Here is a 23,278-nt window from a genome sequence, read left to right as displayed (position 1 = left end):
CGTTAACCCAGAGGATTTATATAAACGCCTCTTGACAAAGCCTAGGACAATGCCAAGTGACGATATCTTCACTCTCTTTTCTTTCTCTTCAATATGGTATCCTATGCGCTCAAAAAGTATGGGTGACAACACTTACTAATCCCTATGAAATAATGGAAATTGGATTTTATTTTGGTTTTGTTTTATACTAATTTTAGAATCAAATGAAACGATTACAAAATGAAGGGAGGGGCTCTTGTGAACGATTTTGAAAAAGATGTCCAAGATAAAGGGAATGACTTTCTTGATGCTATGAATGGCTTCACCTATTCTTTTCTTTTCTTCATTGTCATTTTCATCATCGGCATTGTGATCAAAGAAGTCATGACCTGAGTACATACAAAACTCGCCGAGAATGGCGAGTTTTTTCTTATGGTTTTACAGTCTTAATACTCAACACTTTTTGTGATGTAAATTCAATGCGGATCGCACCCTTTTGGTCTGTTCTTAACGTTTTGATGTTCTGTTCCTCTAACCTTTTAATGACCTCATTACTGGGATGACCATAATGATTATTTTTCCCAACTGAAATTATAGCCAATTTAGGAGAAACCGCCTTTAGGAATGCCTCTGAGGAGGAAGTCTTGCTTCCATGATGCCCTACCTTTAAGATATCTGCGTCGATATCTTGCCATTGTGAAAGCAACCCACGTTCACCCTCTTGATCCAAATCTCCCGTGAATAACCAATTTAGCGATCCCATGTTCACTCGTAAGACCAATGATTGGTCATTAGTATCCTTACCCTTGGTTTCCGGCCACAAAACCTGAAAATGTGATTGCCCAACAGACCATTGCTCCCCAGCCTTAACACGAATTAAATGTGTTCCTGAATTGCGGAGACTCTTTAGCCAATCCCTCTCGGTTTTTGTTGGGGTAAAAAAATTACTGACCATAAGTGATTTAATGGGAATGTTTCCAATGAGTCCTCTGATCCCTTCCATATGATCAAAATCTCGATGTGTGATCATCACCGCAGTCAATTCGTGAATGCCCAACGCTTTTAACTGTGGAAGAATAACTTCTCGCCCAACATTATATTCTCTTTTTTTCTTTTGCCATTGGGCTTTTGGGTAAGGCAACGATCCACCTGTGTCAATAAGATACACGCCTTGATGGTGAGGGAGTACAATAAGAGCAGCATCCCCTTGTCCTACATCTATAAATGTCACTGATCCTCGTGGCGAAATTTCCATTGAAAGCCAATGAATCAAAGCGATCCCTAAAACAAAACTGATAAAGATAAACGCTATGGCCCAATGATTCACTTTTTCCCATAAGATAAACACAGCTAGAATACCTAGAATAAGTAAAGTCATCCCAACTATTGAAGGTTTTCCAATCGATAGCGTCAAGCTCGGAAAAGTGTTCAACAAGGTCAACACTTCATTCATATACCTCACCACAATATTAAGACCGCGGTTAATAAGAGAACCTATTGAAGGGACACTTAAGGTCAAACATAAAGTGAGCCATGCTCCCGGGAGAATAATCAACGAAATAAGGGGAATATAAATTAGATTGAGAAGAAAACTTAAGAGTGATACTGTGTAGAAATTATAGAGTAAAATCGGAAGTGCAATCACTTCTGCTATTCCAGTTGTGATAAAAATCTGCATGATACTAGAATAACTTCGGTGTCTCATGGTTTCGACTGAGACAATAAGAGCAAATGTAATCAAATAAGACAGTTGAAAACCAACAGAATAGAGTGTATGGGGTTGGAATACTAACGTGAATAAACAAGCTAGCGCTAATGAGGTTAATGGGGAAAGCTTAATCTTACTTAGAGGCGCACTGAGAAGAAAGGCTGCCATCAAGGCTGCTCTTATTACTGAAGGTGTACATCCTGTTAAAAGGACATAAGCAGGCAAAACGACTAGCAATAAAAAAAGATGAACATGTTGTTTAACAAATCCGAGTCGCAAAAGACAAAAATAAAGCAGGCCAATGAGGACACCAACATGAAGTCCTGAGACAGCAAGCAAATGAATTAAACCAAGGTTCTGATAAGCATCCAGTAAATCTGGATTGATATCATCCTTATCGGCAAAAACCAAGGCGTTGACCATGTTTGCCCATGGTTTTGGAAAGTGTGAGCTTACAAATCGGATTCCCTTTTGCCGACCACGCTTAAGCCGCTCAAACACGGTTAAAGAGGGGGGATCATAGCATTGATCATAAGATGCCAACTCCCATTCCCAATAAATCCCTTGATGTTTTAAATACTGTCGATAATCAAAGGCATCAAAATTAGAAACGGGGTCTGGCCTCTTTAGTGTTCCATAAAAATGACAGACTTGAGCGATTTTTAAATGAGCATCTAAGAACTGCTTGTCCTCTTTTGATTTCATTTTATAAGTGACTTGTACCCGTTCTTTCCCATCTAATAAAACAGTTGTCCTCATCGTATCGCCATCAATCAACACCCGATCATCGAGTTGAACCCTCTGATTCATGCTCCCAGCCACTAATCGTGTAGGATGATCTTGCAGCACACTATCCAAGGTGAAAAATAAAAAAACAGCTAGGAAAGCCAAGGCAAAACCGCGATGCTTGCTCAACAAGTAAATGAAAATACCCCCTAAGGCTAAAAGAAACCATATCAGCCTTGAAGAGTGGTCAATCGCCAAAATGGCCATCATTGCGGCTAGCACTAAAAGATAACAATATCTTATAACGAGAGACATTTATAATTCTTTGGCAAACAGAGCCTTTGCTCTTTCATAATGTTTCTTTAGTTGTTCACTATCCATATTTTGAGCTTCTAGCGCTTGCAACAACTCAGCCACAAAAGTCAGTTTATCTTGGGCATAAACATCCTCTAACGGTGTTTCAAAAGGAACATGAATCGTTTCCACTTTTGCTGCTTCAAAAAGCTCCACAGCGTACGGATGATTTTTATAGTCATTAGCATAGTAAACTTTTTTAATTCCTGCTTGTATAAGTGCCTTACAGCACTGTAAACACGGAAAATGAGTCACATAAATTTCGGCATTTTGCGTCGGAACGCCGAACTTAGCACATTGAAGAACCGCATTCATTTCAGCGTGAATGGTTCGAACACAGTGACCGTCAATGACATAACACCCTTCATCGGTACAATGTACGCCACCAGAGATTGATCCGTTGTATCCCGCCGCTATAATGCGTCGGTCACGAACAATCGTTGCCCCAACGGCTAAGCGTGTACATGTACTTCTGTTTGCAATCAAATGGCTTTGTGCCATAAAAAACTGATCCCATGATAGTCGCATTGTCATCCTCCTTTTACATAACCCTATTGTATCGACCTTAATTCTCATCCGTCAACACTAGCCTCTATAGTGATGGAAATAAAACAAACAAGGTCATGAAGGTCATTAAGTTTCTTATCACACTTCGTTAATTGAGCGTCACCACTGCTTTCATTTTTTCTAAGGACTTTTCACCAATCCCTGAAACATTAACAAGGTCTTCAATTTTCTTGAAAGCGCCATGTTCTTTGCGATACTCAAGAATGGCTGCAGCCTTGGAAGCTCCAATTCCTGGGATGTCTTGAAGTTTTGTCAGATCAGCCGTATTAATATTGACTTTAGTTGCAGCTTCCTCTCCCTCTGCCGGCTCAGTTGTTTCCTGAGCTGATGCTGGAACGTCAGTCTCTCCCTCTACTGGAATATAGATCATCATTTCATCGACCACTTTTTGAGCCAGATTAACCCTTTTCTTATCGGCGTGTGCACTTAATCCGCCTGCCTTTTTGATAGCATCCACAATCCGTTGTCCCGTTCTCAACTCATACACTCCCGGTGCGTTGACCGCCCCTTCAATATCGACCATAAGAGACGCCGTTTGTTCCTCCTCTGTTTCGTTTGTTGTTGCTTTCGCTTCCACTTTTCCATCCTGGCTGTCTTGTGTGGTGGTCTTAGGTGTTGTTGAATCTTGGGTCATGATTTCCTCCCATTGTGAAGTGTTCTCTTCCTTGTGATGAATCATATAAAAAATAATACTTATAACACCCGCAACACCTACAATGAGGTAAAGCCATTTAACTTTAGTCACAGAACTCCTCCCTTTTTACCAATCATAATTGAACAAAAAAGTTCATAGAGTAATAAAAGTCATTCAGGTGTGGAAGCTTACCATCGAAAGTCGTTAAGAATCTATAAAGGAGGCGAAAGAGATGAATATCGGTGTCATCGGAACAGGGAATATGGGGACTATAATCATTGAATCTCTCATCGAAGGCTCCGTTCTATCACCTTCGCAATTATACATTACCAATCGAACGCTCGAAAAAGCTGAAAAAATTAAACAATACTATCCAGAAATTAAGGTTTTAAATAACGTAAAAAGCGTCGCACAATCAACAGATATCCTATTTATTTGTGTTAAACCCCTCCAAATAGAACCTCTTTTAAACACATTAAAGACTGATTTAACAGATGAACAACTTTTAGTCTCCATTACTAGTCCTATTACCGTCTCTCAACTAGAATCTGCGGTGCCATCTAAAGTAGCGAGAGTCATCCCAAGCATTACTAACCGGGCCTTATCAGGTGCAACCTTATTCACCTTTGGCGATAGATGTGATGAAAGGGACAAAGTCAAACTGAAAGGGCTTTTCGAAAACATTTCGACGCCCATCATGATCGATGAACCTATTACCCGCATTGCTTCAGATTTATCAAGTTGTGGACCTGCTTTTATGAGTTTTCTCCTTGAAAAAATGATTAACGCAGCCGTGTCTGTAACAGAGATCTCTAAAGAACAAGCGATAGCACTTACAACTGAAATGATGATTGGTTTTGGAAAACTTTTAGAGAAAGATTTTTATACCCTTGAAACCTTAAAGCAAAAGGTCCATGTCAAAGGTGGAGTAACAGGAGTTGGTTTAAAGGTATTAGAAGATCATACAGAGGGAATTTTTGAAAAAGTATTCGCAGAAACACAAAATAAGTTCAAAGAAGATCACGCCGTCGTCGATGTGCAATTTTCCCAAGAGGTGAGTGAATAAAACGGAGCCTGTGGCATTTTGAAGATCGATTCATTATAAAAATTCTACATTGAAATCCAATATCCTTCTTTATTTTAAAAAGACCTCGGTATTTTTACCCAAATAAAGGACACCATGCTTTTCACTTTCTATAAGAATAAGAACCTTGGCTCGTCCTAAACCAAGGTTCTCTTTCGCGTGCTTGTAACTCTAAAATAGGATCACAATTGCTTAATGGCTGTGAATAGCCATCTTTCCGCTTCATCAAGCGGGACTTGTGGATCAAAATCGCCGATTAAAGAAAGGAGTTTAAACCCTGCCGTCTCTAACATTTGAACAAAAACATCAATGGGATACGTTCTTTGATAGTGCGATTCATCAAACCGCCTATACAACCCAGAAGGCTCCTTTACGAAAAAACTTAAATCATGATAGACACTATGCCTTTCCTCACCAGGAAAGCATTCCCAAATATAAGTAATGTCCTCTTCGACAGAGCCAAAAGTTTGCCCCGAAAAAAGCTCATCCACTTTCAGCGTGGAATGCACATCAAAGCAAAAAAGCCCCTTTGGTTTTAAGTGATCATAAACACTTTGAAAGCATTGAAGCACATCTTCGGGTTGCTCCAAGTAATTTATCGTATCACAAAAAGCAGTGCCAATATTAAATTGCTCAGGGAGATCAAGAGTTCTAATATCCTGTTGATACAGAGGAACAGCAGCCCCTTCCTGATCTAGCTTCGCCCGCGCAACGGTTAGCATGTCTTCGGAAAGATCGACGCCTACGACATGAAACCCCGCTCTTTTCCACATCACCGAGAGCGTGCCTGTCCCACAACCCAAATCTAATAGGGAAAGACCTTCAGGTGATTCACCCTGAATCGCTCGACCCAAATAAGCTGCCCACTGATCGTATGGCGCCTCCGCCATGTAGTGATCATATAAAAAGGCTAATTTCTGGTAAGCATCAGACATTGAGGTTTGACTCACCTTCAAAAGCTTCTCGAGGCGCGTCCCCCCACAGCTTTTCTAGTTGATAATACTCCCGATCATCCTTATGAAAAACATGAACAATAACATCGCCAAGATCTATCAAGACCCAACGAGCCGTATCAAAGCCTTCCATACGCCGTACATTAATCCCACTTTTATGAACACTATCCCTGATGTCACGAGCGATGGATTGCACTTGACGATCAGAGTTTCCGTGACAAATTACAAAGAAATCACTCATGACCGAAATGCCCCTCATATCTAATGTGACTATATCTAGTGCCCGTTTATCATCAGCAATTTCCATAACGAAATTTGCGAGTTCTTTTCCATTCATTCCTTGTCAATGCCTCCCTTTATTTTTCCTTTAACTGAAGTTCCTTCCCGACCTTGGTCACTAAATCATTGTAAGCATGAATCGTATCAGGAAATACAGATGCATATTTTCCGACTAAATATTGAATAGTATTGGCGAGCGCTTTGGCAACGGCTTGATCTAAATCACTTTCAGCCAAAGTTCTAACTTCATCAACACCAGGAAAATGACGACCCGGTTCAATGTAATCGGCTAAAAAAACAATTTTCTCTAACAAGGACATCCCTTCACGCCCTGTCGTATGATAAGTAATAGCGTTGAGAATATCCATATCTAAGATCCCAAGGTGTTCTTGGGCATAAACAGCTCCGACGGGGGCGTGCCAGATTGAGGGATGATAATGCAAAAAAGTATTAGGAACCTCAGGATGTTGCGTAATCGTTTCATAAAGTTCTTGTTCAGAAAAATACTTTGCAATATCATGAAGGAGGGAAGCAAGTTCAGCTTTCTGAGGATCTTCCCCATATTTTTCTGCTAACACAATGGCTGTATCCGTAACCCGAAGCGTATGCTCATAGCGCTTTTCCGGCAGCCGTTCTTTGATGATTTTTAATACTTCTTCTTTAGTCATACAAGCCGTTCTCCTCTATATAATTTTTCACTGCAACAGGCAAAAAATAATGCCACGGTTTCCCAGTTCTGTATCTCTCCCTTATCATGCTTGATGAAATTTCAATCAAAGGCATATCGAAATATTGGATGTTCATCCCTTCAATAGGGTGTAAAGGGACTCCCGCACGTTTTGTTGCTAGAAAATTCACACTGGTTTTGAGCTCTTCGAATTTATACCACTGCGGTAAATCGTTGACCATGTCTCCACCGATAATAAAGTAAAAAACATGGTCCGGATATTGCTCTTTTAAGATCGCTACCGTATCGTATGTATAGGACTTCCCTTCACGTTCATATTCAACCAAGGAAAGCCGAAATTTTGACTCCCCTTCTATGGAAAGACGGACCATGTCAATTCTTGATTGTGCGGAAGAGATTCTTTGTGAGTGTTTCCGTTCCAAATGAGGTGGAATATAACTTGGAAGAAACCAGACCTCATCAAGATCTGCCGCCTCTGCGGCTTCTGCTGCCAGTATGAGGTGTCCAGTATGAGGGGGATCAAAGGCCCCTCCAAATAATCCAATTCTCTTTACCATGCTGACCGCCCCTTACATCAACGCCTTCTATAGCATTGCTTTATCTCGGAAGTTGAAGATTGGGATTATTTTCCGATTTCTTATACAATGTAATGACATTACCTAAAACTTGTACAAATTCTGCCTCTGTTTTTTCTGCTAAAACCTGCCCCGCTTCGTTAGGATCTTCAATGGCATTTTGTAATACACTTATTTTTATGAGTTCCCGAGCTTCTAAAACATCGTTAATTTCTTTAAACATCGTTTCATGAAGCCCCGCTTTACCGATTTGGAAGATCGGCTTTAAGTGATGGGCTTCTTTTCTGAGAAATCTCTTTTGTTTTCCTGTTAACATGAAGTCACCTCTTGAATTATTCTTGCTTATTTCCGTTTAAATACTCCACCAAAAGTGTTTCCACTCCATCTACCTCTGGCATGTTTCCGAACCAATGCTTAAAGGCCAGTGCGCCTTGATATACAAGCATCGGAAGACCATTTAGCGTCTGACACCTTTTACTGTCCGCCTCTTTAAGCCAAAGGGTTTGTAGAGGCTTATAAATGAGATCTACACAAAAGGTCCCTGGCATCACATGTCTCAAGCTGAGAGGAATATGATCGGGAAAAGGCTCCATCCCCACAGATGTCGCATTAATGACTAATTGATAGTCTGCAAGCCCCTCCTCTGCTTGAGAGAGGGATAGCGCCGAACTGGCTGTAAATTCTTTCGCCACTTCACTTAAAGCCTCAGCCTTCTCTTGCGTACGATTTGTAAAATCAAGACGCTTAATCCCTGATTTAGCTAAAGCAAATCCTACCGCACGGGCAGCCCCGCCCGCCCCTATAATTAAGGCTTGGACTTTGTCGGTTAACGAAAAACCGGCATGAAGGAGACTTTGGATAAAGCCTTCCCCATCCGTATTTGTCCCCGTTAATTTTCCGCCATGATTAATCACCGTATTCACAGCACCGATAAGCTGTGCCTTTTCATCCACTTCATCTATTAATGAAAAAATAGCCACTTTATGAGGCACTGTCACATTAAATCCGAGCCACTCTGGCGAACGAAATTTTTTAACAGTTGCTTTTAAAGTGTCTGGTGGCACTTCAAGCATCTCATAACGATTATCAAGCTTATATTTATTGAACCATGATGTATGCATGACAGGTGATAAACTATGCTTTATGGGATAACCTATGACCCCTAACCTTGATTGTCCCACTCACTTTCACCCCTTTATAATCGAAGGACGAACAGTCACCCTTACGCCTTTTGGGGCGTAGGCTCTAACCTGGGCCCCACGGCCTTTGACTGTAATCCATCCTAATCCCGAAAATACAACGTCCGTGTTTTCACTCTTCAGAGCAAAATCATGAGGAACCAAAGGACCGAACCCTTCAGCTTCCTTTGGAGGCACTAATAACTGCCCCACTTGTTCTTCGTACAACGCATCCGCGTTTTCCATTTTTGTTCTATGAATATAAAGCTCATTTGATACATAACACACTAGAGAGCGACGATCTGGCCCAATATAATCTAGACGCGCTAGTCCTCCAAGGAAAAGTGTTTGTTTTTCATTTAATTGATAGACCTTTGGTTTGATTTCTTTTTTTGGCGTAATGATTTTTAATTCATCGTAATCAACATAATGTGCCATTTGATGGTGATTGATAATTCCTGGTGTATCCACTAGAGATTGACCATCCGATAAGGGCAAATCAATAAAATTAAGCGTTGTCCCTGGAAATTGTGAGGTTGTCATTTTAAAGCGATCATCCCCACCAAGTCTTTCGATCAAACGATTAATAAACGTGGATTTCCCGACATTGGTCGCCCCCACAACATAAACATCCTTGCCCGCACGATAGTGATCAATGGCCGCCGCGAGATCATCGACCCCTAGACTCGTTTCTGCACTCATTAAAAAGATATCTAATGGACGTAAGCCGAGATCCTTAGCTGCATGGTGCATCCAATTTTTTAATTTATCTAAGTTCGTTGACTTTGGCAATACATCCGCCTTATTCCCTACTAAAAGCACGTCATTGTCACCAACAAAACGGTGGAGTCCAGGAATCCAACTGCCATTAAAATCAAAAATATCAACAATATTGACAACAAGTGCTTCCGTATCGCCAATCTTTTGTAAAAGCTGAATAAAATCATCATCTGTTAATGAAATATCAGGAACTTCATTATAATGTTTTAGTCGAAAGCACCGTTTACAAATGACAACATCTCTCTTTAAGGCAGAGGCCGGTGCATACCCCACGGCCTGTTCATCCTCCGTTTGGATCGCAATGCCACACCCTGCACAAAATACTGTTTCAGCCAAAACTAATCCTCCCAATCAATAAGACCTTTTCTTCTTAGTTTAGATAAAATTATTCTTTCTAGTCTTCGGTTAAAACGCGTGGCTAGCCCATCTGATTGCGCCACTGGTACAACTAAAATGACGTGGACGCCTAAACGCCTTGCACCTAGAACATCTGTTAATAACTGATCTCCAATCACAACCACGTTATCCTTGACTAGCCCCATTTCACGAATTGCGCGCTGAAAGGCTCGAGTCATTGGCTTTCGGGCCTTCGAAATAAAAGGAATGCCTAAAGGCTCGGAAAACGAGCGCACTCTTTGTTCATGATTATTAGAAACAATGGTAATAGAGATGCCTGAGTCTTTCATTTTTTTAAACCACTCGATCAGCTCTGGCGTTGCCTCAGGCTTGTCCCATGCAACTAATGTATTATCCAAATCAGTAACGATTCCTTTAATATTATGTTTAATGAGTTCATCCGGAGTTATTTCGTATATGCTTTTTGCATGTTGACTAGGTAAAAACTTCTCTAACAATCACAACACCTCAAGTATCCTATTTTAGAATAAAAACTTGCTTTAGCTAAACGTTCCCCCATCCTATATCACCATGGCTAAGTTGTATAAGAGAGTCGCCACTCCCTATTTCAAAAGATCGTGTGAAAAGTACGAGCAACCTTTGTTCTGTCCTTGATTTTAGGGTTAACCTTCTTAAAAAGCAAGCTAAGCTTTCCATTCTGTCTCATTTCTTTATTAAAATTGTGTTTCTTGATAACTTTTTATCGACATATCTCTAAAAAAAATTTAAGAATATATACAAATTGACAAAACCCATATCTTTTAAGAAAATAAACCATTATATGAGAAAAACTTAGAACTATTCTAAAAACAATTCGACAAATACCGACTCTTTCATCAACCTGTGGATAACCTTATGCACATTATCAACTAAGATATTACTAGGTTTTCAAACTCTATCTACAGAATACCCACAGGTTATCCACCACAACATGTGGATATCGGAACGATTGTTCTTACAAGATAATCATGGTACAGTTTATATACAAGTTATCACTCTTTAGATGTGAGTTCAAAAAAGTGGACAAGGTGCCATAGATGAAAGGCATTCGACGATAAAAGGCATTGCCCCTGTACAGAGTCGAGTCTCTCACTCTCTATGAAGATCTGCATGATTTGAACTCCCCCTTTGATTTTAAAGAATCTAACCTATCCTTTTATTAACTCTGGAGGTGGATCGCACAAAGCGGAATTTATGGAAAAACTATCAGATGATCTTCTTATCGAATCTTATTTTAAAGCAAGAGAATTGCAGCTTAGTAGTGATTTTATCACACTCATTGAACATGAAATCAAACGACGCTCACTCGACAATGTGATTCAACAGCTTTCATAATACGATACGAAACGTAGACTTATTGTCAACTACTGTTCGAAGGCTTAGATACTTTCTCTAAAAACTCGCTTAACGCGAGTTTTTTATTTTTATTTTAGTACAGAAAATCAAAAGGCTTAATTATACATTTAGGGTATAACAACAATTTAAAGTTTCTATTATTAAATGCGAAGGTTTTCTAGCTGACCATTACTTACTCCGGAATTGAAGGAAACTGCGACGTAACGGGTAGGGGGGCGGAGCTGATAATGTGTGATTTCCGCTCCAGGTCGCTCGCTTTACTCATGCCCACAGGACGTGGGTAGGATCGGTGTTGTCACAGGACGTGACGATTTAACCGATCGTCCTTAGTGGCCTCAGCTAACTTGGGAATGGATTAATGGGTTTCCCAAGTGGATCTTCGGACACGTGCTACTCCCGAAGGAGTCTCACGCCTTACGCTCCAATCCACTGGATTGCTGTCGATGCTTTTCTCAACTGGTATTAATGTTGGTAGAATTAGCGTTGTCACCTCCTGCCTTTCTCTCACACGGTTCTTGCGTATTTCCTTCGTTTGATATGAATCGTGAACTCAAAAACAATCTTACTTAGCGTAGGCAGAATACGTAGACTCCTGTGGGAACAGCACGTGTCTGAAGACCCCTAGATCACCCCAAAAAACAAAAAACGTTTTTCGGGGACCCCGGTTGGTGGGGTGTCCGTGAGGAGGCTGAAGCCGTGCCCACGGAAAGCGAAGTATTCTGCTGAAGCGGTAATTTAGCACCAAATAAAGTAAGGTATGAGATGCCAACGCCGATCGAATTTACGTCGCAATCTATAGCAATTCCGTTTTTTATGTTTTTTCAAGTCTCGCCATTTTGGTTTTAAAACCTTATTATTGGTTACATTATTTCCCAACCCAAACATTGACTTAAAACCAAAGAAAAACTCACAGAACCCTTGATATTCGCTTATTTTTCTTCAATGGCTTATTTTTTTATATAAATTTTTCTGTATATGAATAAGGGTATCATTTGGGTTATAGACATAAGATAGGTTAAAATAAAGGACATATAAAGATATTTAGAGTTAAAAATAGTCTGGAGGCGATGATTTGAAGAATGTAGTCATAAATAAAGTGGTTAAATATATCTTTACAGAAGATCAATTGCGCGGTCTATGGCGACGTTCCGAGCACGAAATAACGTACGATGATTTGACTAATGAGCAAGTCATTAAATTGGCAAAAGGCATTATGAAGAAGGCCTCACATAGTGAACTTGAAGAATTCACTATTGATTCACAGTGGCGCCTACCCTCTGATATGACAGGTAAAATTATTGCCCAGGATGATTCTGATCCTACCGAACATATCGAAATCATTGATACTGATTTGTCCGATATGGCCTTAAATGACATGGTTATTGACCGGTTGATGAAAGTAAAATGTTCGACTTGTGACTTCCAATTTTATATTGACAATCTTGAAGAAGACGTCACAAAGCTTCACTGTCCACAATGTGAAGGAAAGGTTATCACTATCCACCGCGAAACAAAAACTCTAAAAAAAGAGGACGAATCATAATAAACACGCGTTCTGCAAACCGATAAGTCAAATAGAAAAGGAGCGTGATGGAGGAATATGCAGTTCACAATTGCTATAGTCATCTTTTTGATTACATATGCCTTTATCATCACAGAAAAATTAAACCGGGCGGTCATCGCTTTAGCCGGTGCTGCCTTAATGATTTTCTTTGGAATACTTAATATTGATCAAGCATTTGAACATATAGAATGGGGAACCATTACCCTACTTATAGGAATGATGATTCTCGTTGGGGTCACAAATAAAACGGGTGTCTTTCAATTCACAGCTGTCTGGGCTGCCAAATTAGTTAAAGGTCGACCGATTCGAATCTTAATTATTCTTTCAATTCTTACCGCCATAGGTTCAGCCTTTTTAGATAACGTGACAACCGTCTTGCTCATGGTTCCTGTCACTTTCTCTATTACACGAATTTTAGGGGTCAATCCTGTTCCTTTTTTAATCTCTGAAGTTTTATTTTCTAATATCGGCGGAACTGCAACACTTATTGGTGATCCCCCTAACATAATGATTGGACAACAAGTTGAACATTTAACGTTTAATGCCTTTATCCTTAATCTTACCCCGATTATTATTGTTATTGGGGCAGTCACAATGCTCCTTCTTTACTTCTTCTATCGCAAACAGCTTGTTGTAGATGAAGAAAAACAAAAGAAATTAATGGCACTTAATGAAAAAGAATTTATTAAAGATCCAAAATTAATGACGAAATCACTCGTTGTTCTTGGCTTAACGATTCTAAGCTTTCTTCTCCATGCCCTTATTCATGTAGATCCGGCTGTCATTGCTGTTTCAGGCGCAACGTTATTAATGCTTATTGGAGTTAAGAGTAATGAAGTCGACGAAGCATTATCCGCCGTTGAATGGGAAACCATCTTTTTTTTCGCAGGACTTTTTACATTAGTAGGTGGCTTGAGGGAAATCGGTGTTATTAAAGAATTGGCCAAGCTTGCTCTTGAGCTTACAGGTGGGAACATCACTGTAAGTACCATGCTTGTCCTTTGGGTGTCAGGATTTGCTTCTGCAACCATTGATAACATTCCTTATGTCGCAACCATGATCCCCCTCATTAAAGATATGGCTGAAGGGATGGGGTATGCGGTCGATTCTCCTCATATTAATGCGCTTTGGTGGGCACTTTCATTAGGAGCTTGTCTTGGTGGTAATGGGACACTCATCGGTGCTTCTGCTAACGTCGTCGTTGCAGGAATGGCTGAACGGGAAGGCCATGGTTTTTCCTATTTAGATTTTCTTAAAATTGGTGCCCCCATCACCATTGTTGGTTTGTTACTCTCTACCGTCTATATTTACTTTAGATACTTAATTTTTTTATAAGCACCTCGAAGAACCTAGAGCTTCATTTGTCTAGGTTCTTTTTATTTTACATATTTCCTTTATTCTTGCTCCATTATAAAAGGGATCTTTCTTAATGATTGTTTACAAAGTGAAGGCAAGCAGATCATTTGATTATAGTATAATGGCTGTGATTAACTAAAACAGGATATATAAAAATGAATGGTGCAAAGGAGGAAACACCTTGACAAATACGGCCCAAGAGAATCAAACTCAGCGCCAAAATGATTATGCTATAGATTCTATTTTTCTTAATCGCTGGTCTCCAAGAGCTTTTCTTGATAAAGCAATACCAGAAGACGTGCTCTTTAGTGTCTTCGAAGCAGCAAGATGGGCACCTTCAGCCGCAAATATGCAGCCTTGGCGTTTCATCATCGCTCGCAATGACAACGACAAAGAAAAATTTTATTCCTTTATAAAGGAAGGCAATCTTATTTGGTGTAAAAAAGCTCCTGTCTTAGTCGCAATACTTTCTCAAAAATCATTAGACGGAAATCCTAATCGCTTTCACTCATTTGATGCCGGAACAGCCTGGGGCTATTTAGCGCTTCAAGCGAAAATGAACGGACTAATGACACATGCTATGGGCGGATTTGATCCTGAATTGGCGAAAAATGTTTTAAATATTCCTGAGGACTTTGAAGTCAATGCTATTGTTGCTATCGGGTACCAAGGTCCTGCCGATGAACTTCCTGAGCCTCTTAAGGAAAGAGAACATCCCTCTGGTCGTCTTTCCCTCGAAGAACTTCTTTTTGAAGGAAACTTTAATCAACCTACAGGGAAGTAACATGCAACAAAAGCCGAAACCATAATTAGGTTCGGCTTTTGTTATGTTAATGACTTCTTTTATAAGGCTCTCGATAAAACTCATTAAAGAGTTTCATCAACGCTCTTTTTTCAATTCGCGAGACATAGCTTCTTGATATGTTCAGCTTTTTCGCAATCTCTCTTTGTGTCAATTCCTTTTTACCATCAAGTCCAAAACGTGCAATGACGACCTCTTTTTCTCGGTCATCCAAAATGTGTAAAAACTCATAAATTTTCTTTTTTTCAATACGCAAAGAAATTTCATCAACAACGTCTTTATTTTTTGATTTCAAAACATCTATTAAACTAATTTCATTACCTTCCTTGTCTTGGCCGATGGGATCGTTTAATGAAACATCTTTATTGGTTTTTTTCATACCTCTCAAATGCATGAGAATCTCATTCTCAATACATCTTGCTGCATAGGTCGCGAGTTTCGTTCCTTTTCCAGGTGAATAGCTCTCAATTGCTTTAATCAACCCGATGGTCCCAATTGAAATTAAATCCTCAGTATCTTCTTTTGTATTCTCAAATTTTTTGACGATGTGTGCAACCAGTCGAAGGTTATGTTCAATAAGTTTATTCCTGGCTTCCTCGTCCCCTTCTGCCATTCTTTGGATACACTCGCGTTCTTCATCTTCTGGAAGCGGTTGGGGAAAGGCATTGTTTTTTACATAGGACACAAACAGCCAGAATTCCTTGAATAAGTATGCGATACTTCCGATTATTGATAACAACGTACCACCTCCACGGATTTCACCCTAACCCCTTCTAACAGTCTATGTTATAAGGGCTTGGTCGGTGTCTGTCCAGGAATGTCAGTATTTGGAGGGAGTCCACCATTTTCTATGTTTTTTAGTTTTAACTTCACATTCTATGTTATGATTTTAATCGGAGAAAGAGCTACATTTTAATTTATGCTACAATGTGGCCTGCAGCGGTTATTCTTTTTTAACCAACCTTTATTACATCAAGAAAAGGACTGAACAAGGTGATCTGTTTTTTAATCATTTTATTTTTACTTTCATTGCTTGGTGGTTTAACTTTTAGAAAACCTGGCTTATTGCCAAGCCTAAGTCTTCCTTATAAGGTCTTCCATAAATTTGTATTTTCTGACGTTATAAGGAAGAAGCGACAATCCTTCTACCGTTATTTTAGCTTTTTAGTGTTACTCTTGTTTTTAGTTGGCTGTAGCGCAGCCACAACAAACACGTTATCACAAAAAAATACCCCCTCTTCAGATGACAAAACAATTCAAACGGCAACATCTTCTCCACCTTCCGATCTCGTATCAGCGATCGTTTCCAAAAATGTGGATGGAGACACTATTCATGTCACGCTCAATGGGAAAGATGAAACCATCCGTATGCTTTTAATCGATACACCTGAAGATGTTGATCCTCAGGCACCGGTGGAACCCTATGGATATGACGCCGCCAATTACGCTAAAAAGAAGCTTCCCGTGGGTAAAAAGATCTATCTTGAAATAGGAAAAAAGGGCTCCGAAAGAGATAAGTATAATCGTCTCCTCGCCTATGTCTATATCACGCCTAAAGATATGTATAATGAAGATGTCGTGAGAAAAGGATTGGCTCGTGTCGCATATATCTATCCGCCCAATACCGATCATCTTTCTCTTCTTAAAAAAGACCAAACCTATGCTAAGGAGCATCAACTCGGTATTTGGAGCTTAAGCGGTTATGTCACGTCAAGTGGTTATAGTCATTCACTTTCATGTGATTATGCGTCAAAGCATCATTATTCTACTCGTACTTGTGATACTTCTACAACAAAGTCTTCAAATACTCTAAGTCAAAAGAAAGACGCTTCAGCAACGAACGAAACCGGAACTTCAAAAACTACGACGCCCGCTAAAAATAACACGTCTGACGACAGACAAACCAATGTGAGTTGCAAGGGAAAAATTAAAGGGAATAAGAACAGTAAAATATACCATGTTCCTGGTGGGGCTTTTTATGATAGCACACAAGATAATATTGTGTGGTTTTGCTCAGAGGCCGATGCTGAAAAGGCCGGCTATCGTAAATCAAAAAGATAACCCATTCTATATTCACCAAGCACTACTAACGACAAATAAGAGAAGCTCAGAAATTGGGCTTCTCTTATTTTTTTAAACAATGTTCCTCGTTCCTAGGCTATACTTTTCCTATTTGAGTCGCTTCATTCTTTTGGATATGGTCAAAGCGATCTGCAAGTCGGGGTAAAACCAACGTGTAATATAAGGCGATAAGGACAATAATAGCCCCCACAACGAAAAAGAGTCCTTCTATTGAAAGTACTGATGGATAAAAAACGGAAATTCCTGCTAATGTTAAGGTTTGCGAAACCATCATTAAAGGATTAATAATCCCTTCAACCCTCCCCATCATTTTAGGGTCTACAATTTTTGGCATCCAACCGCCAATCGCGATGTTTGCAAGCGGCAAGAAGAGTGCGGCTAAAAACACAAACACAAGATAGACCAAGAGCGTATCAGCAAAAGCAATCGCTCCTATAAAAATCCCACTAATGAGCAAACCTGCGGCTAACAAATGATAAATCTTAAACTTTTCAGCAATGGCAGATGCAAAAATACTCCCAATGATCATGCCTAACCCAAAGACAATCCCTTCCCAAATCGACCAATGTTCATAGGTCACGGGGGCCAGTTTATATTTCAAGATAAACATTGTGGAGACACTGATAGCACCATTGACGATTCCCAAGACGAAAAAACCGATGATTAAAGCGAACAATAATCGATGTCTTATTGAATAGAGTAATCCCGAAACAAAATCACTTATCATCATCTTTGGCTTGAGATCCGTCCATTTATTCATACCATTCGGGAGACGGACATCACGCTCTATCTTACAAAACAGAATGAGCAGGCCCGAAACAATGTAAGATATCCCATCTATTAAAAGTGCGCCTTCAACACCAACCATCCAATAGGCGACAATGCCAAGGCCACTACCAAAGAGCATAAAAAGACTTGACATCATTTGGTTGAGACCAGCAGCCGTCGTATATTCTTTTTCACTTAATATTCCTTGTACCAGTGCTTGTTCTGCTGGAAAGAAAAACTTTGAAACAGCACTTCTTAAAAAAAGTAAAAAGAAAATTAATGGCATCCACCCAACCATGATGGTAACGATGATGATAAGTGACAGTCCAGCGTTTATCCACTCACAATTGGCCGCAATCTTTTGTCTGTCCATCCGATCAGCAAGAACACCAACAATAAAGAAAACCACTAATGTTGGAAGAGAATACATCATTTCAGTTAAAGAGACATAGAACGGTTGCTCACTAAAACGATCAAGCAAATAAAAACTAAAAGCGGTCATTCCAATGACTGAACCCATTCTAGAGGTAAAAGCAGCTAAGAACATTCTTGTGAAATTCATTTTTTTAAATACTGAAAAAGTATTGGCCATTATTTGATCTCCTATCGCCTTCTTTTATTTCCATTTATTATAGGATATATTTCCTATGCAGAACGCCCTCCTTTGGCATTGTTTTCTCTCCGTCCCGAGACGTACTCTCATCATTCACTAAATAACTTTCACTTTTACAACAAACAAAGGAAAAGCCCTTTGACTTTTCCTTTGTTTCCAAAAACCTATCTAAGGTTTTGTGCCAGCTTATCTAAAATTTCATTACGAACATGTTTCATATGCGCTTCATGCATGTAGTGATGCGCTGATTTTTTTTGTTTACGAATAGAGAACGTAAGGGTTAATGATAAAACATTCATCTTCATTACCAGATCCCCCCTCTCTTGTACATTTTCGTTTCATTTAAAATCTGTCTCCTCCTCAAACCAAGCTCTTTTTGTAATGGTGTTAAACATGATGCATAATTCCTCCTTTTCTTAAAATTATATATAAAAAGACCATAGGAATTTTATCCCATGGTCTTTTCTACCAATCGTTAAGGGCACAAAAAACCACGAGTCACTTGACCCGTGGTTGGTTATCTTATTCTAATATTACAATTAAAGATTCCATCCATGGAGTCGAGCGTTTAAATATACATATGCTGTTGTTTGAGATGATTTATTATTCAATACAAACATCATGTTACTCAACCTCCATTTAAAATGTTTTTACAATCTGTGAGTAGTATAAATGGTTTTTAAGGAAAAGTAAACCCCTATTACCAAAATTTAAGCAAAATTCACCAACATTATAATTTTTTGCAACCACTCACCCTATTCTAGCCCCAATTTTCAACAAAGTATTAGATAATATTTCATTATGTTACAAAAAAGCACGATTTTGAAATATAACGTTACCAACACGTAACCTCACTCGTCCATTTCCCCTGCTATAATAGGCTTATACATAATATTGGTTATCGACCGGTATAAAAGTCCCATATTTCAAAGGGGGAGGAACATGGGGAAGAAATTAAATGTAAAGGTTGCAGGTTTGTGTGTAGGCTGCCTAATGGTTATTACACCGCTTACAGCATCTGCCGAATCAAAAAGCGACCTTAACAATCAGAAGCAATCTATTGCTGAACAAAAGCAAAAGGTCCAGGGGGATCTTGATCAAGTCAATCAAAAGATCCAAAAGCTTACTGGACAAATTTCTAAGAAGCAAATCGCGATTGGTCAAACGCAGGATGAGGTTGAAGCAGTAAGAAAAGATATTAGTAAAACAAAAGCCCGCATCGCTGATCGTGAAAACCTACTTAAGAAACGATTGAATTCAGTCTATAAACAAGGTGATTCTTCACTAAGCTATCTTGAAGTTCTTTTTGGTTCCAAGGATTTTGGTGATTTCATCAATCGTGCCACAGCTTTATATAAGCTTAATAAAGGCGATCAAGAAATGATTGAAAAACAAAAAGAAGATCAAGAACTTTTGAAAAAAGAAGAAGCTAAAGTGAACGACAAGCTTAAGAAATCACAGGAAGATCTTAATGATCTACAAAAACTTGTCGGAACGATTGAAGACCTTCAAAGTCAAAAAGAAGCCGCTTTAGCAAGCCTTAATAGCAAAGAAGACTCGATCAATTCTAAATTAGACAAGCTTGCTAAAGAAGAAGCTGAAAAGAAAGCTGAAGCTCAAAAACAAGCTGAAACAACTGCAAAAACCGCGGTTGCGACATCTTCCTCTTCTCAGAAGAATAAAACATTGAGCGCTTCGAACACCTCTTCTTCAAGTAGCGATATTAAACAATTTGCTTACACTTCCTCTATGACGAGCGGTTCTGTTTCCGATCTTATTAATAGTGGAAAACGATTCATAGGCAATACAACCTATGTCTTTGGTGCTATGGATCCTGCTGGGCATAAATTTGATTGCTCTGGTTTTGTTAACTGGGCCTTCCAACAAATTGGCATCAATTTAGGGGCTCGTTCCACTTCCGGTTTGCAATATGTAGGAAGTCAAGTTTCTGCTAGTAGTATGAAACCTGGTGACCTTGTGTTCTTTGATACGTATAAACATAATGGTCATGTTGCTATTTATATCGGTGGTGGCCAGTTTATCGGATCACAAAGCAGTACAGGCGTTGCGATTGCGTCTATGGGAAATAGCTATTGGAATGCCCATTTCCATGGTTATGTTCGACGCATTCTTCAATAAAAATGAATTAAAATTAAGTTTTGAAACCTTCACATCCCCACGTGAAGGTTTTTCTATTCTTCTAAATCTTCTCTAGTATTATCATTCCACGTTCTAAAGTTATTAAACCTTTAAATTTGTACTTACTAGTATTTATGTCTAAAGCCACGAAAACATGTCTTTATCTTTTAGAAACACAATGGCATTCTCATTTATGAATGTGAGTCACTCCGCTTTTCAATATAAAAAATTTAATTTTGTGTTCAAGTCCTCCCTCTTCAAACATATGCATGAAATAATGGAGGTGGTCAACTTGAATCTTACAGCCATCATTGTTGGTGCCATCGGTCTTCTCTTACTTATTGGAATCATCACTCAAATACAGACAAGTCAACTTCTCAGACGTTGGATTGAGGATATCAAAAGCCAAAATTCTACGTCACTAAACCTTCGTACTCCTTGGTTACGAGAGACCTTTGAGGAATACAAAACCTATCGGTTGACAGGAATAGAAATAAATTCACAGGCATTAGTCGAAAAAAATTTATTTAATGAGAAAGTATGGTTAGCTGGCGTCATTAAGGCCCCGATCGGGAATATAACCAAGATGGTTAGTCACCTACCTTCCTTCACAATTATTTTAGGCGTTCTCGGTACCTTTCTGGGATTAACCTTCTCAATGTTTTCCATGCAAGATACTTTACTTACCTTAGGCGACCAGACCGGAAATGGGAACTTATCCGTCGATAGCATTGTGTCAGCCATCGCTTCCCCTTTTAAAGGCATGAGTCTTGCATTTATTACAAGCATTGCAGGCATCGGTTCTGCTTTTATTCTTAACCTTATCCAAGCTGGTTTTCTATCAGGAGGACGTTCTATTTCCTATTTAACACAAAACCTACTCACAGAATCTGAAGCCCTCCTCGATCATAAGTATGAAGCCCAACTGCAGTCTGATAAACCAAAGGACTCCTTTGAAAAAATTCTTGATCGCCTCGCCAATAAAATCGGTGAAAGTTTCCATTCTACAATTGGTGACTTTAATCGTGATATGGTCCATTTTACCGAACGGTTAGACGCCTCAATGCAAGAACTGCAGAACTTGATTAATAACGAAAAGCAACGCTCCACCCTCTTTTTAGAAGCCACTCAAAGCATGGAAGCCTCAGGAACGACTTTTGAGAGAGCAACCAAACTGTTTGAAGAAACTAATCAGGGGGTTTCCGGGCAAATTCACAGCTTAAAAGAAGCCATTGAACAAACACTCAAACGCATGGAGACACACGAAAAACGCATGGAGCAAGCTTCCAAGCAAACACAAGGACATCTAGATCAAAGTAATAAAAGGATTGAAGAAATCAGCCAACAGTTTTTACGCGCCTTGGATCAACAAATGGATAGTTATCAAGATAAGTACGACCATGCCTCCTCTACCCTACAACGGCAGCAAGAAGATTGGCTTTACCAACATCAAGAGATGAATAATCGGTATGCAGAATCAACAGATACCCTCTCAAGTGGTCTCGACCAACTTGAACGTTCTTTATACCAAATGTTTGAAAAGATCAAGCGCGAAGTTCTCGAACAGATAAAATATCAAAATGATCGCCAAGCCCAGATGTTCACTCAAAACGATCATAGGCAAGACACGCGGGACATCATTCGTCATCTAGAGGCCCTTTCTTGTAGTTTTGAAAATCTGAGTCACGGAATAGATCGTAATTCAAGTGACAGTGTTCGTTACATGCAAGAATTTTACCAACTGCTGACGCGTATTTCTCAACACCTCGAACAGCAGGCTCTGCAGCAAAGGCCATCCCATGGGCTACCAAGCCGGGTGATTGATACATGAAACGCCGTCAACGAAGATTTCTAGAAGAAAGAGTCGAGGAGCACTACTGGCCCTCTTTCACTGACATGATGTCAATGGTCGTTCTCGTCTTTCTCTTTATTGCGATTATCGCTTTTGTACAAAGTATTTATAATGCATATGAACAAACGCAAGTGCGCCATGAGCTATCTAAAGCGACCAATATTAAAAAGCATATTTCAGATGTCATCAATAAGAAACTGGAAGATCAAGTGGGCAGGGATAAGATCATTCGAGGACCGAATAACACCATTTCGATTCAAGGGAGTGTTTTATTTGATTCTGCAAGCTCAGAGATCAGTACTAAAGGAAAGACCGTATTAAAAAATGTCGCAGATGGTCTTGTGGAGATCATTAATGATAAGGATTTGAGCCAGTACATTTATATCATTCAAATTGAAGGGCACACAGATGATGTCCCTTATGACAACTGGACCCTTTCATCTGAACGCGCTGTTTCTGTTTTAAAATATTTGCAAACGGCCAACCCAAAACTCAGTGAAGATGACTATGCTAAATATCTTGCAGTCACGGGCTATTCCAAATATAAACCTGCTGTTAAAGGAAATACTGAAAGCGATCGAAGTAAAAATCGCCGCATCTCTTTTCAAATTATTCTAGACGATAACAAATGGCAAAATAAAATTAAAGATATTATGTTAGATAAATAGCTGCACACCTTTGAGAAGACACGAGGAAATTCCTTGGAAAGCAAGCCTTTTAGAAAAAAGCCTTCGCATTTAATCCATTTAATAACAGAGCCTTCTATTGAAGTTGGTTTTAAAGGTTCTAAGTCAAATGTTGGGGTAGGAGTAAAGCTCCTACTCTTTATCCCCACTTAAAAATCT

Annotated in this window: 24 protein-coding genes; 10 read left to right on the top strand and 14 right to left on the bottom strand. The window is 39.4% G+C overall.

Annotated features, from left to right (window positions below):
* Nucleotides 1-237: 237 nt before the first annotated feature.
* Nucleotides 238-372 carry a YqzM family protein gene (locus IEV91_RS14330; protein ID WP_188498107.1) on the top strand — a complete coding sequence of 45 codons (135 nt, stop codon included), beginning with the start codon at nt 238-240 and terminating at the stop codon, nt 370-372.
* A gap of 37 nt (nt 373-409) precedes the next feature.
* Here IEV91_RS14330 and IEV91_RS14325 read toward each other — a convergent pair whose 3' ends face one another.
* The 3 genes from IEV91_RS14325 to IEV91_RS14315 all read right to left on the bottom strand — a co-directional run bounded on the left by IEV91_RS14325 (nt 410) and on the right by IEV91_RS14315 (nt 4,079).
* Complete coding sequence (locus IEV91_RS14325; RefSeq protein WP_268236402.1) at nt 410-2,680, bottom strand: DNA internalization-related competence protein ComEC/Rec2; 2,271 nt, start codon at nt 2,678-2,680, stop codon at nt 410-412.
* Nucleotides 2,681-2,728: 48 nt separating this feature from the next.
* A complete protein-coding gene (locus IEV91_RS14320) occupies nt 2,729-3,295 on the bottom strand; it encodes a ComE operon protein 2 (protein WP_229745609.1) in 567 nt (188 codons plus the stop codon).
* A gap of 127 nt (nt 3,296-3,422) precedes the next feature.
* Nucleotides 3,423-4,079, bottom strand: a complete 657-nt coding sequence (locus IEV91_RS14315; RefSeq protein ID WP_188498104.1) for a helix-hairpin-helix domain-containing protein — start codon at nt 4,077-4,079, stop codon at nt 3,423-3,425.
* A 103-nt stretch (nt 4,080-4,182) separates the two neighbouring features.
* Here IEV91_RS14315 and comER point away from each other — a divergent pair, with 103 nt between their 5' ends.
* Complete coding sequence (gene comER / locus IEV91_RS14310; protein WP_308420041.1) at nt 4,183-5,034, top strand: late competence protein ComER; 852 nt, start codon at nt 4,183-4,185, stop codon at nt 5,032-5,034.
* A 200-nt stretch (nt 5,035-5,234) separates the two neighbouring features.
* Here the strand turns inward: comER and IEV91_RS14305 are convergent, their stop codons facing one another.
* Genes IEV91_RS14305 through IEV91_RS14270 form a run of 8 tightly spaced genes read right to left on the bottom strand, consistent with a single transcriptional unit; the run spans nt 5,235 to nt 10,359 of the window.
* Nucleotides 5,235-6,002 carry a class I SAM-dependent DNA methyltransferase gene (locus IEV91_RS14305; protein ID WP_229745608.1) on the bottom strand — a complete coding sequence of 256 codons (768 nt, stop codon included), beginning with the start codon at nt 6,000-6,002 and terminating at the stop codon, nt 5,235-5,237.
* Entirely contained in the window at nt 5,980-6,342 is a 363-nt protein-coding gene (rsfS, locus tag IEV91_RS14300; protein ID WP_188498102.1) for a ribosome silencing factor, read from the bottom strand. The genes IEV91_RS14305 and rsfS overlap by 23 nt, the downstream gene beginning before the upstream one ends.
* 19 nt (nt 6,343-6,361) lie before the next feature.
* Nucleotides 6,362-6,952, bottom strand: a complete 591-nt coding sequence (yqeK, locus tag IEV91_RS14295; RefSeq protein WP_188498101.1) for a bis(5'-nucleosyl)-tetraphosphatase (symmetrical) YqeK — start codon at nt 6,950-6,952, stop codon at nt 6,362-6,364.
* Nucleotides 6,945-7,529 carry a nicotinate-nucleotide adenylyltransferase gene (locus tag IEV91_RS14290; protein WP_188498100.1) on the bottom strand — a complete coding sequence of 195 codons (585 nt, stop codon included), beginning with the start codon at nt 7,527-7,529 and terminating at the stop codon, nt 6,945-6,947. The genes yqeK and IEV91_RS14290 overlap by 8 nt, the downstream gene beginning before the upstream one ends.
* Before the next feature lie 40 nt (nt 7,530-7,569).
* Nucleotides 7,570-7,863, bottom strand: a complete 294-nt coding sequence (gene yhbY / locus IEV91_RS14285) for a ribosome assembly RNA-binding protein YhbY (protein WP_188498099.1) — start codon at nt 7,861-7,863, stop codon at nt 7,570-7,572.
* A 16-nt stretch (nt 7,864-7,879) separates the two neighbouring features.
* Nucleotides 7,880-8,728, bottom strand: coding sequence for a shikimate dehydrogenase (gene aroE / locus IEV91_RS14280; RefSeq protein ID WP_188498098.1), 849 nt, complete (start codon nt 8,726-8,728; stop codon nt 7,880-7,882).
* Between the two features lie 6 nt (nt 8,729-8,734).
* Entirely contained in the window at nt 8,735-9,841 is a 1,107-nt protein-coding gene (yqeH, locus tag IEV91_RS14275; RefSeq protein ID WP_188498097.1) for a ribosome biogenesis GTPase YqeH, read from the bottom strand.
* A gap of 2 nt (nt 9,842-9,843) precedes the next feature.
* The gene (locus IEV91_RS14270; protein WP_188498096.1) at nt 9,844-10,359 is read right to left on the bottom strand and encodes a YqeG family HAD IIIA-type phosphatase; all 516 of its coding nucleotides are present in this window, start codon (nt 10,357-10,359) and stop codon (nt 9,844-9,846) included.
* A gap of 736 nt (nt 10,360-11,095) precedes the next feature.
* On the opposite strand from IEV91_RS14270, the gene IEV91_RS14265 reads away from it, so the two are divergent.
* The 4 genes from IEV91_RS14265 (at nt 11,096) to IEV91_RS14250 (ending at nt 14,961) form a co-directional block, all read left to right on the top strand.
* Nucleotides 11,096-11,236, top strand: coding sequence for a sporulation histidine kinase inhibitor Sda (locus IEV91_RS14265; protein WP_188498095.1), 141 nt, complete (start codon nt 11,096-11,098; stop codon nt 11,234-11,236).
* Between the two features lie 1,093 nt (nt 11,237-12,329).
* Nucleotides 12,330-12,800, top strand: coding sequence for a hypothetical protein (locus tag IEV91_RS14260; protein ID WP_188498094.1), 471 nt, complete (start codon nt 12,330-12,332; stop codon nt 12,798-12,800).
* A gap of 57 nt (nt 12,801-12,857) precedes the next feature.
* Nucleotides 12,858-14,156, top strand: a complete 1,299-nt coding sequence (locus IEV91_RS14255) for an ArsB/NhaD family transporter (protein ID WP_188498093.1) — start codon at nt 12,858-12,860, stop codon at nt 14,154-14,156.
* Nucleotides 14,157-14,358: 202 nt separating this feature from the next.
* Nucleotides 14,359-14,961 (top strand): nitroreductase family protein, encoded by a 603-nt coding sequence (locus IEV91_RS14250; RefSeq protein ID WP_188498092.1) that lies wholly within the window; start codon nt 14,359-14,361, stop codon nt 14,959-14,961.
* A 46-nt stretch (nt 14,962-15,007) separates the two neighbouring features.
* Here IEV91_RS14250 and sigK read toward each other — a convergent pair whose 3' ends face one another.
* A complete protein-coding gene (gene sigK, locus IEV91_RS14245; protein WP_188498091.1) occupies nt 15,008-15,718 on the bottom strand; it encodes an RNA polymerase sporulation sigma factor SigK in 711 nt (236 codons plus the stop codon).
* 254 nt (nt 15,719-15,972) lie between these two features.
* Between sigK and IEV91_RS14240 the strand changes: the two genes are divergently transcribed.
* Nucleotides 15,973-17,040 (top strand): thermonuclease family protein, encoded by a 1,068-nt coding sequence (locus IEV91_RS14240; protein WP_188498090.1) that lies wholly within the window; start codon nt 15,973-15,975, stop codon nt 17,038-17,040.
* A gap of 97 nt (nt 17,041-17,137) precedes the next feature.
* Here the strand turns inward: IEV91_RS14240 and IEV91_RS14235 are convergent, their stop codons facing one another.
* The gene (locus IEV91_RS14235; protein WP_188498089.1) at nt 17,138-18,421 is read right to left on the bottom strand and encodes an MFS transporter; all 1,284 of its coding nucleotides are present in this window, start codon (nt 18,419-18,421) and stop codon (nt 17,138-17,140) included.
* Between the two features lie 185 nt (nt 18,422-18,606).
* The gene (locus tag IEV91_RS14230; protein WP_188498088.1) at nt 18,607-18,747 is read right to left on the bottom strand and encodes a YrzI family small protein; all 141 of its coding nucleotides are present in this window, start codon (nt 18,745-18,747) and stop codon (nt 18,607-18,609) included.
* Nucleotides 18,748-19,384: 637 nt separating this feature from the next.
* On the opposite strand from IEV91_RS14230, the gene IEV91_RS14225 reads away from it, so the two are divergent.
* From IEV91_RS14225 to IEV91_RS14215, 3 genes are all read left to right on the top strand, one after another.
* Entirely contained in the window at nt 19,385-20,581 is a 1,197-nt protein-coding gene (locus IEV91_RS14225; RefSeq protein ID WP_188498087.1) for a coiled-coil domain-containing protein, read from the top strand.
* 292 nt (nt 20,582-20,873) lie between these two features.
* A complete protein-coding gene (locus tag IEV91_RS14220; protein WP_188498086.1) occupies nt 20,874-22,412 on the top strand; it encodes a hypothetical protein in 1,539 nt (512 codons plus the stop codon).
* Nucleotides 22,409-23,101 carry an OmpA/MotB family protein gene (locus tag IEV91_RS14215; protein WP_188498085.1) on the top strand — a complete coding sequence of 231 codons (693 nt, stop codon included), beginning with the start codon at nt 22,409-22,411 and terminating at the stop codon, nt 23,099-23,101. Before IEV91_RS14220 ends, IEV91_RS14215 begins: the two co-directional genes overlap by 4 nt.
* Nucleotides 23,102-23,278: the final 177 nt, after the last annotated feature.

The sequence above is a fragment of the Pullulanibacillus pueri genome, from assembly GCF_014639255.1.
Classification (GTDB): Bacteria; Bacillota; Bacilli; order Bacillales; family Sporolactobacillaceae; genus Pullulanibacillus; species Pullulanibacillus pueri.
The sequence above is the reverse complement of the archived record's forward strand: the minus strand, read 5'-3'. Positions and strand labels throughout refer to the sequence as shown.

Bases quoted from the DNA above. Each gene is read 5' to 3' on its own strand.
- IEV91_RS14325 (WP_268236402.1), bottom strand. From the start codon at position 2,680: ATGGCCATTTTGGCGATTGACCACTCTTCAAGGCTGATATGGTTTCTT.
- IEV91_RS14320 (WP_229745609.1), bottom strand. From the start codon at position 3,295: ATGCGACTATCATGGGATCAGTTTTTTATGGCACAAAGCCATTTGATT.
- rsfS (WP_188498102.1), bottom strand. From the start codon at position 6,342: ATGAATGGAAAAGAACTCGCAAATTTCGTTATGGAAATTGCTGATGAT.
- yqeK (WP_188498101.1), bottom strand. From the start codon at position 6,952: ATGACTAAAGAAGAAGTATTAAAAATCATCAAAGAACGGCTGCCGGAA.
- IEV91_RS14290 (WP_188498100.1), bottom strand. From the start codon at position 7,529: ATGGTAAAGAGAATTGGATTATTTGGAGGGGCCTTTGATCCCCCTCAT.
- yhbY (WP_188498099.1), bottom strand. From the start codon at position 7,863: ATGTTAACAGGAAAACAAAAGAGATTTCTCAGAAAAGAAGCCCATCAC.
- IEV91_RS14265 (WP_188498095.1), top strand. From the start codon at position 11,096: ATGGAAAAACTATCAGATGATCTTCTTATCGAATCTTATTTTAAAGCA.
- IEV91_RS14255 (WP_188498093.1), top strand. From the start codon at position 12,858: ATGCAGTTCACAATTGCTATAGTCATCTTTTTGATTACATATGCCTTT.
- IEV91_RS14235 (WP_188498089.1), bottom strand. From the start codon at position 18,421: ATGGCCAATACTTTTTCAGTATTTAAAAAAATGAATTTCACAAGAATG.
- IEV91_RS14230 (WP_188498088.1), bottom strand. From the start codon at position 18,747: ATGAAGATGAATGTTTTATCATTAACCCTTACGTTCTCTATTCGTAAA.
- IEV91_RS14225 (WP_188498087.1), top strand. From the start codon at position 19,385: ATGGGGAAGAAATTAAATGTAAAGGTTGCAGGTTTGTGTGTAGGCTGC.
- IEV91_RS14215 (WP_188498085.1), top strand. From the start codon at position 22,409: ATGAAACGCCGTCAACGAAGATTTCTAGAAGAAAGAGTCGAGGAGCAC.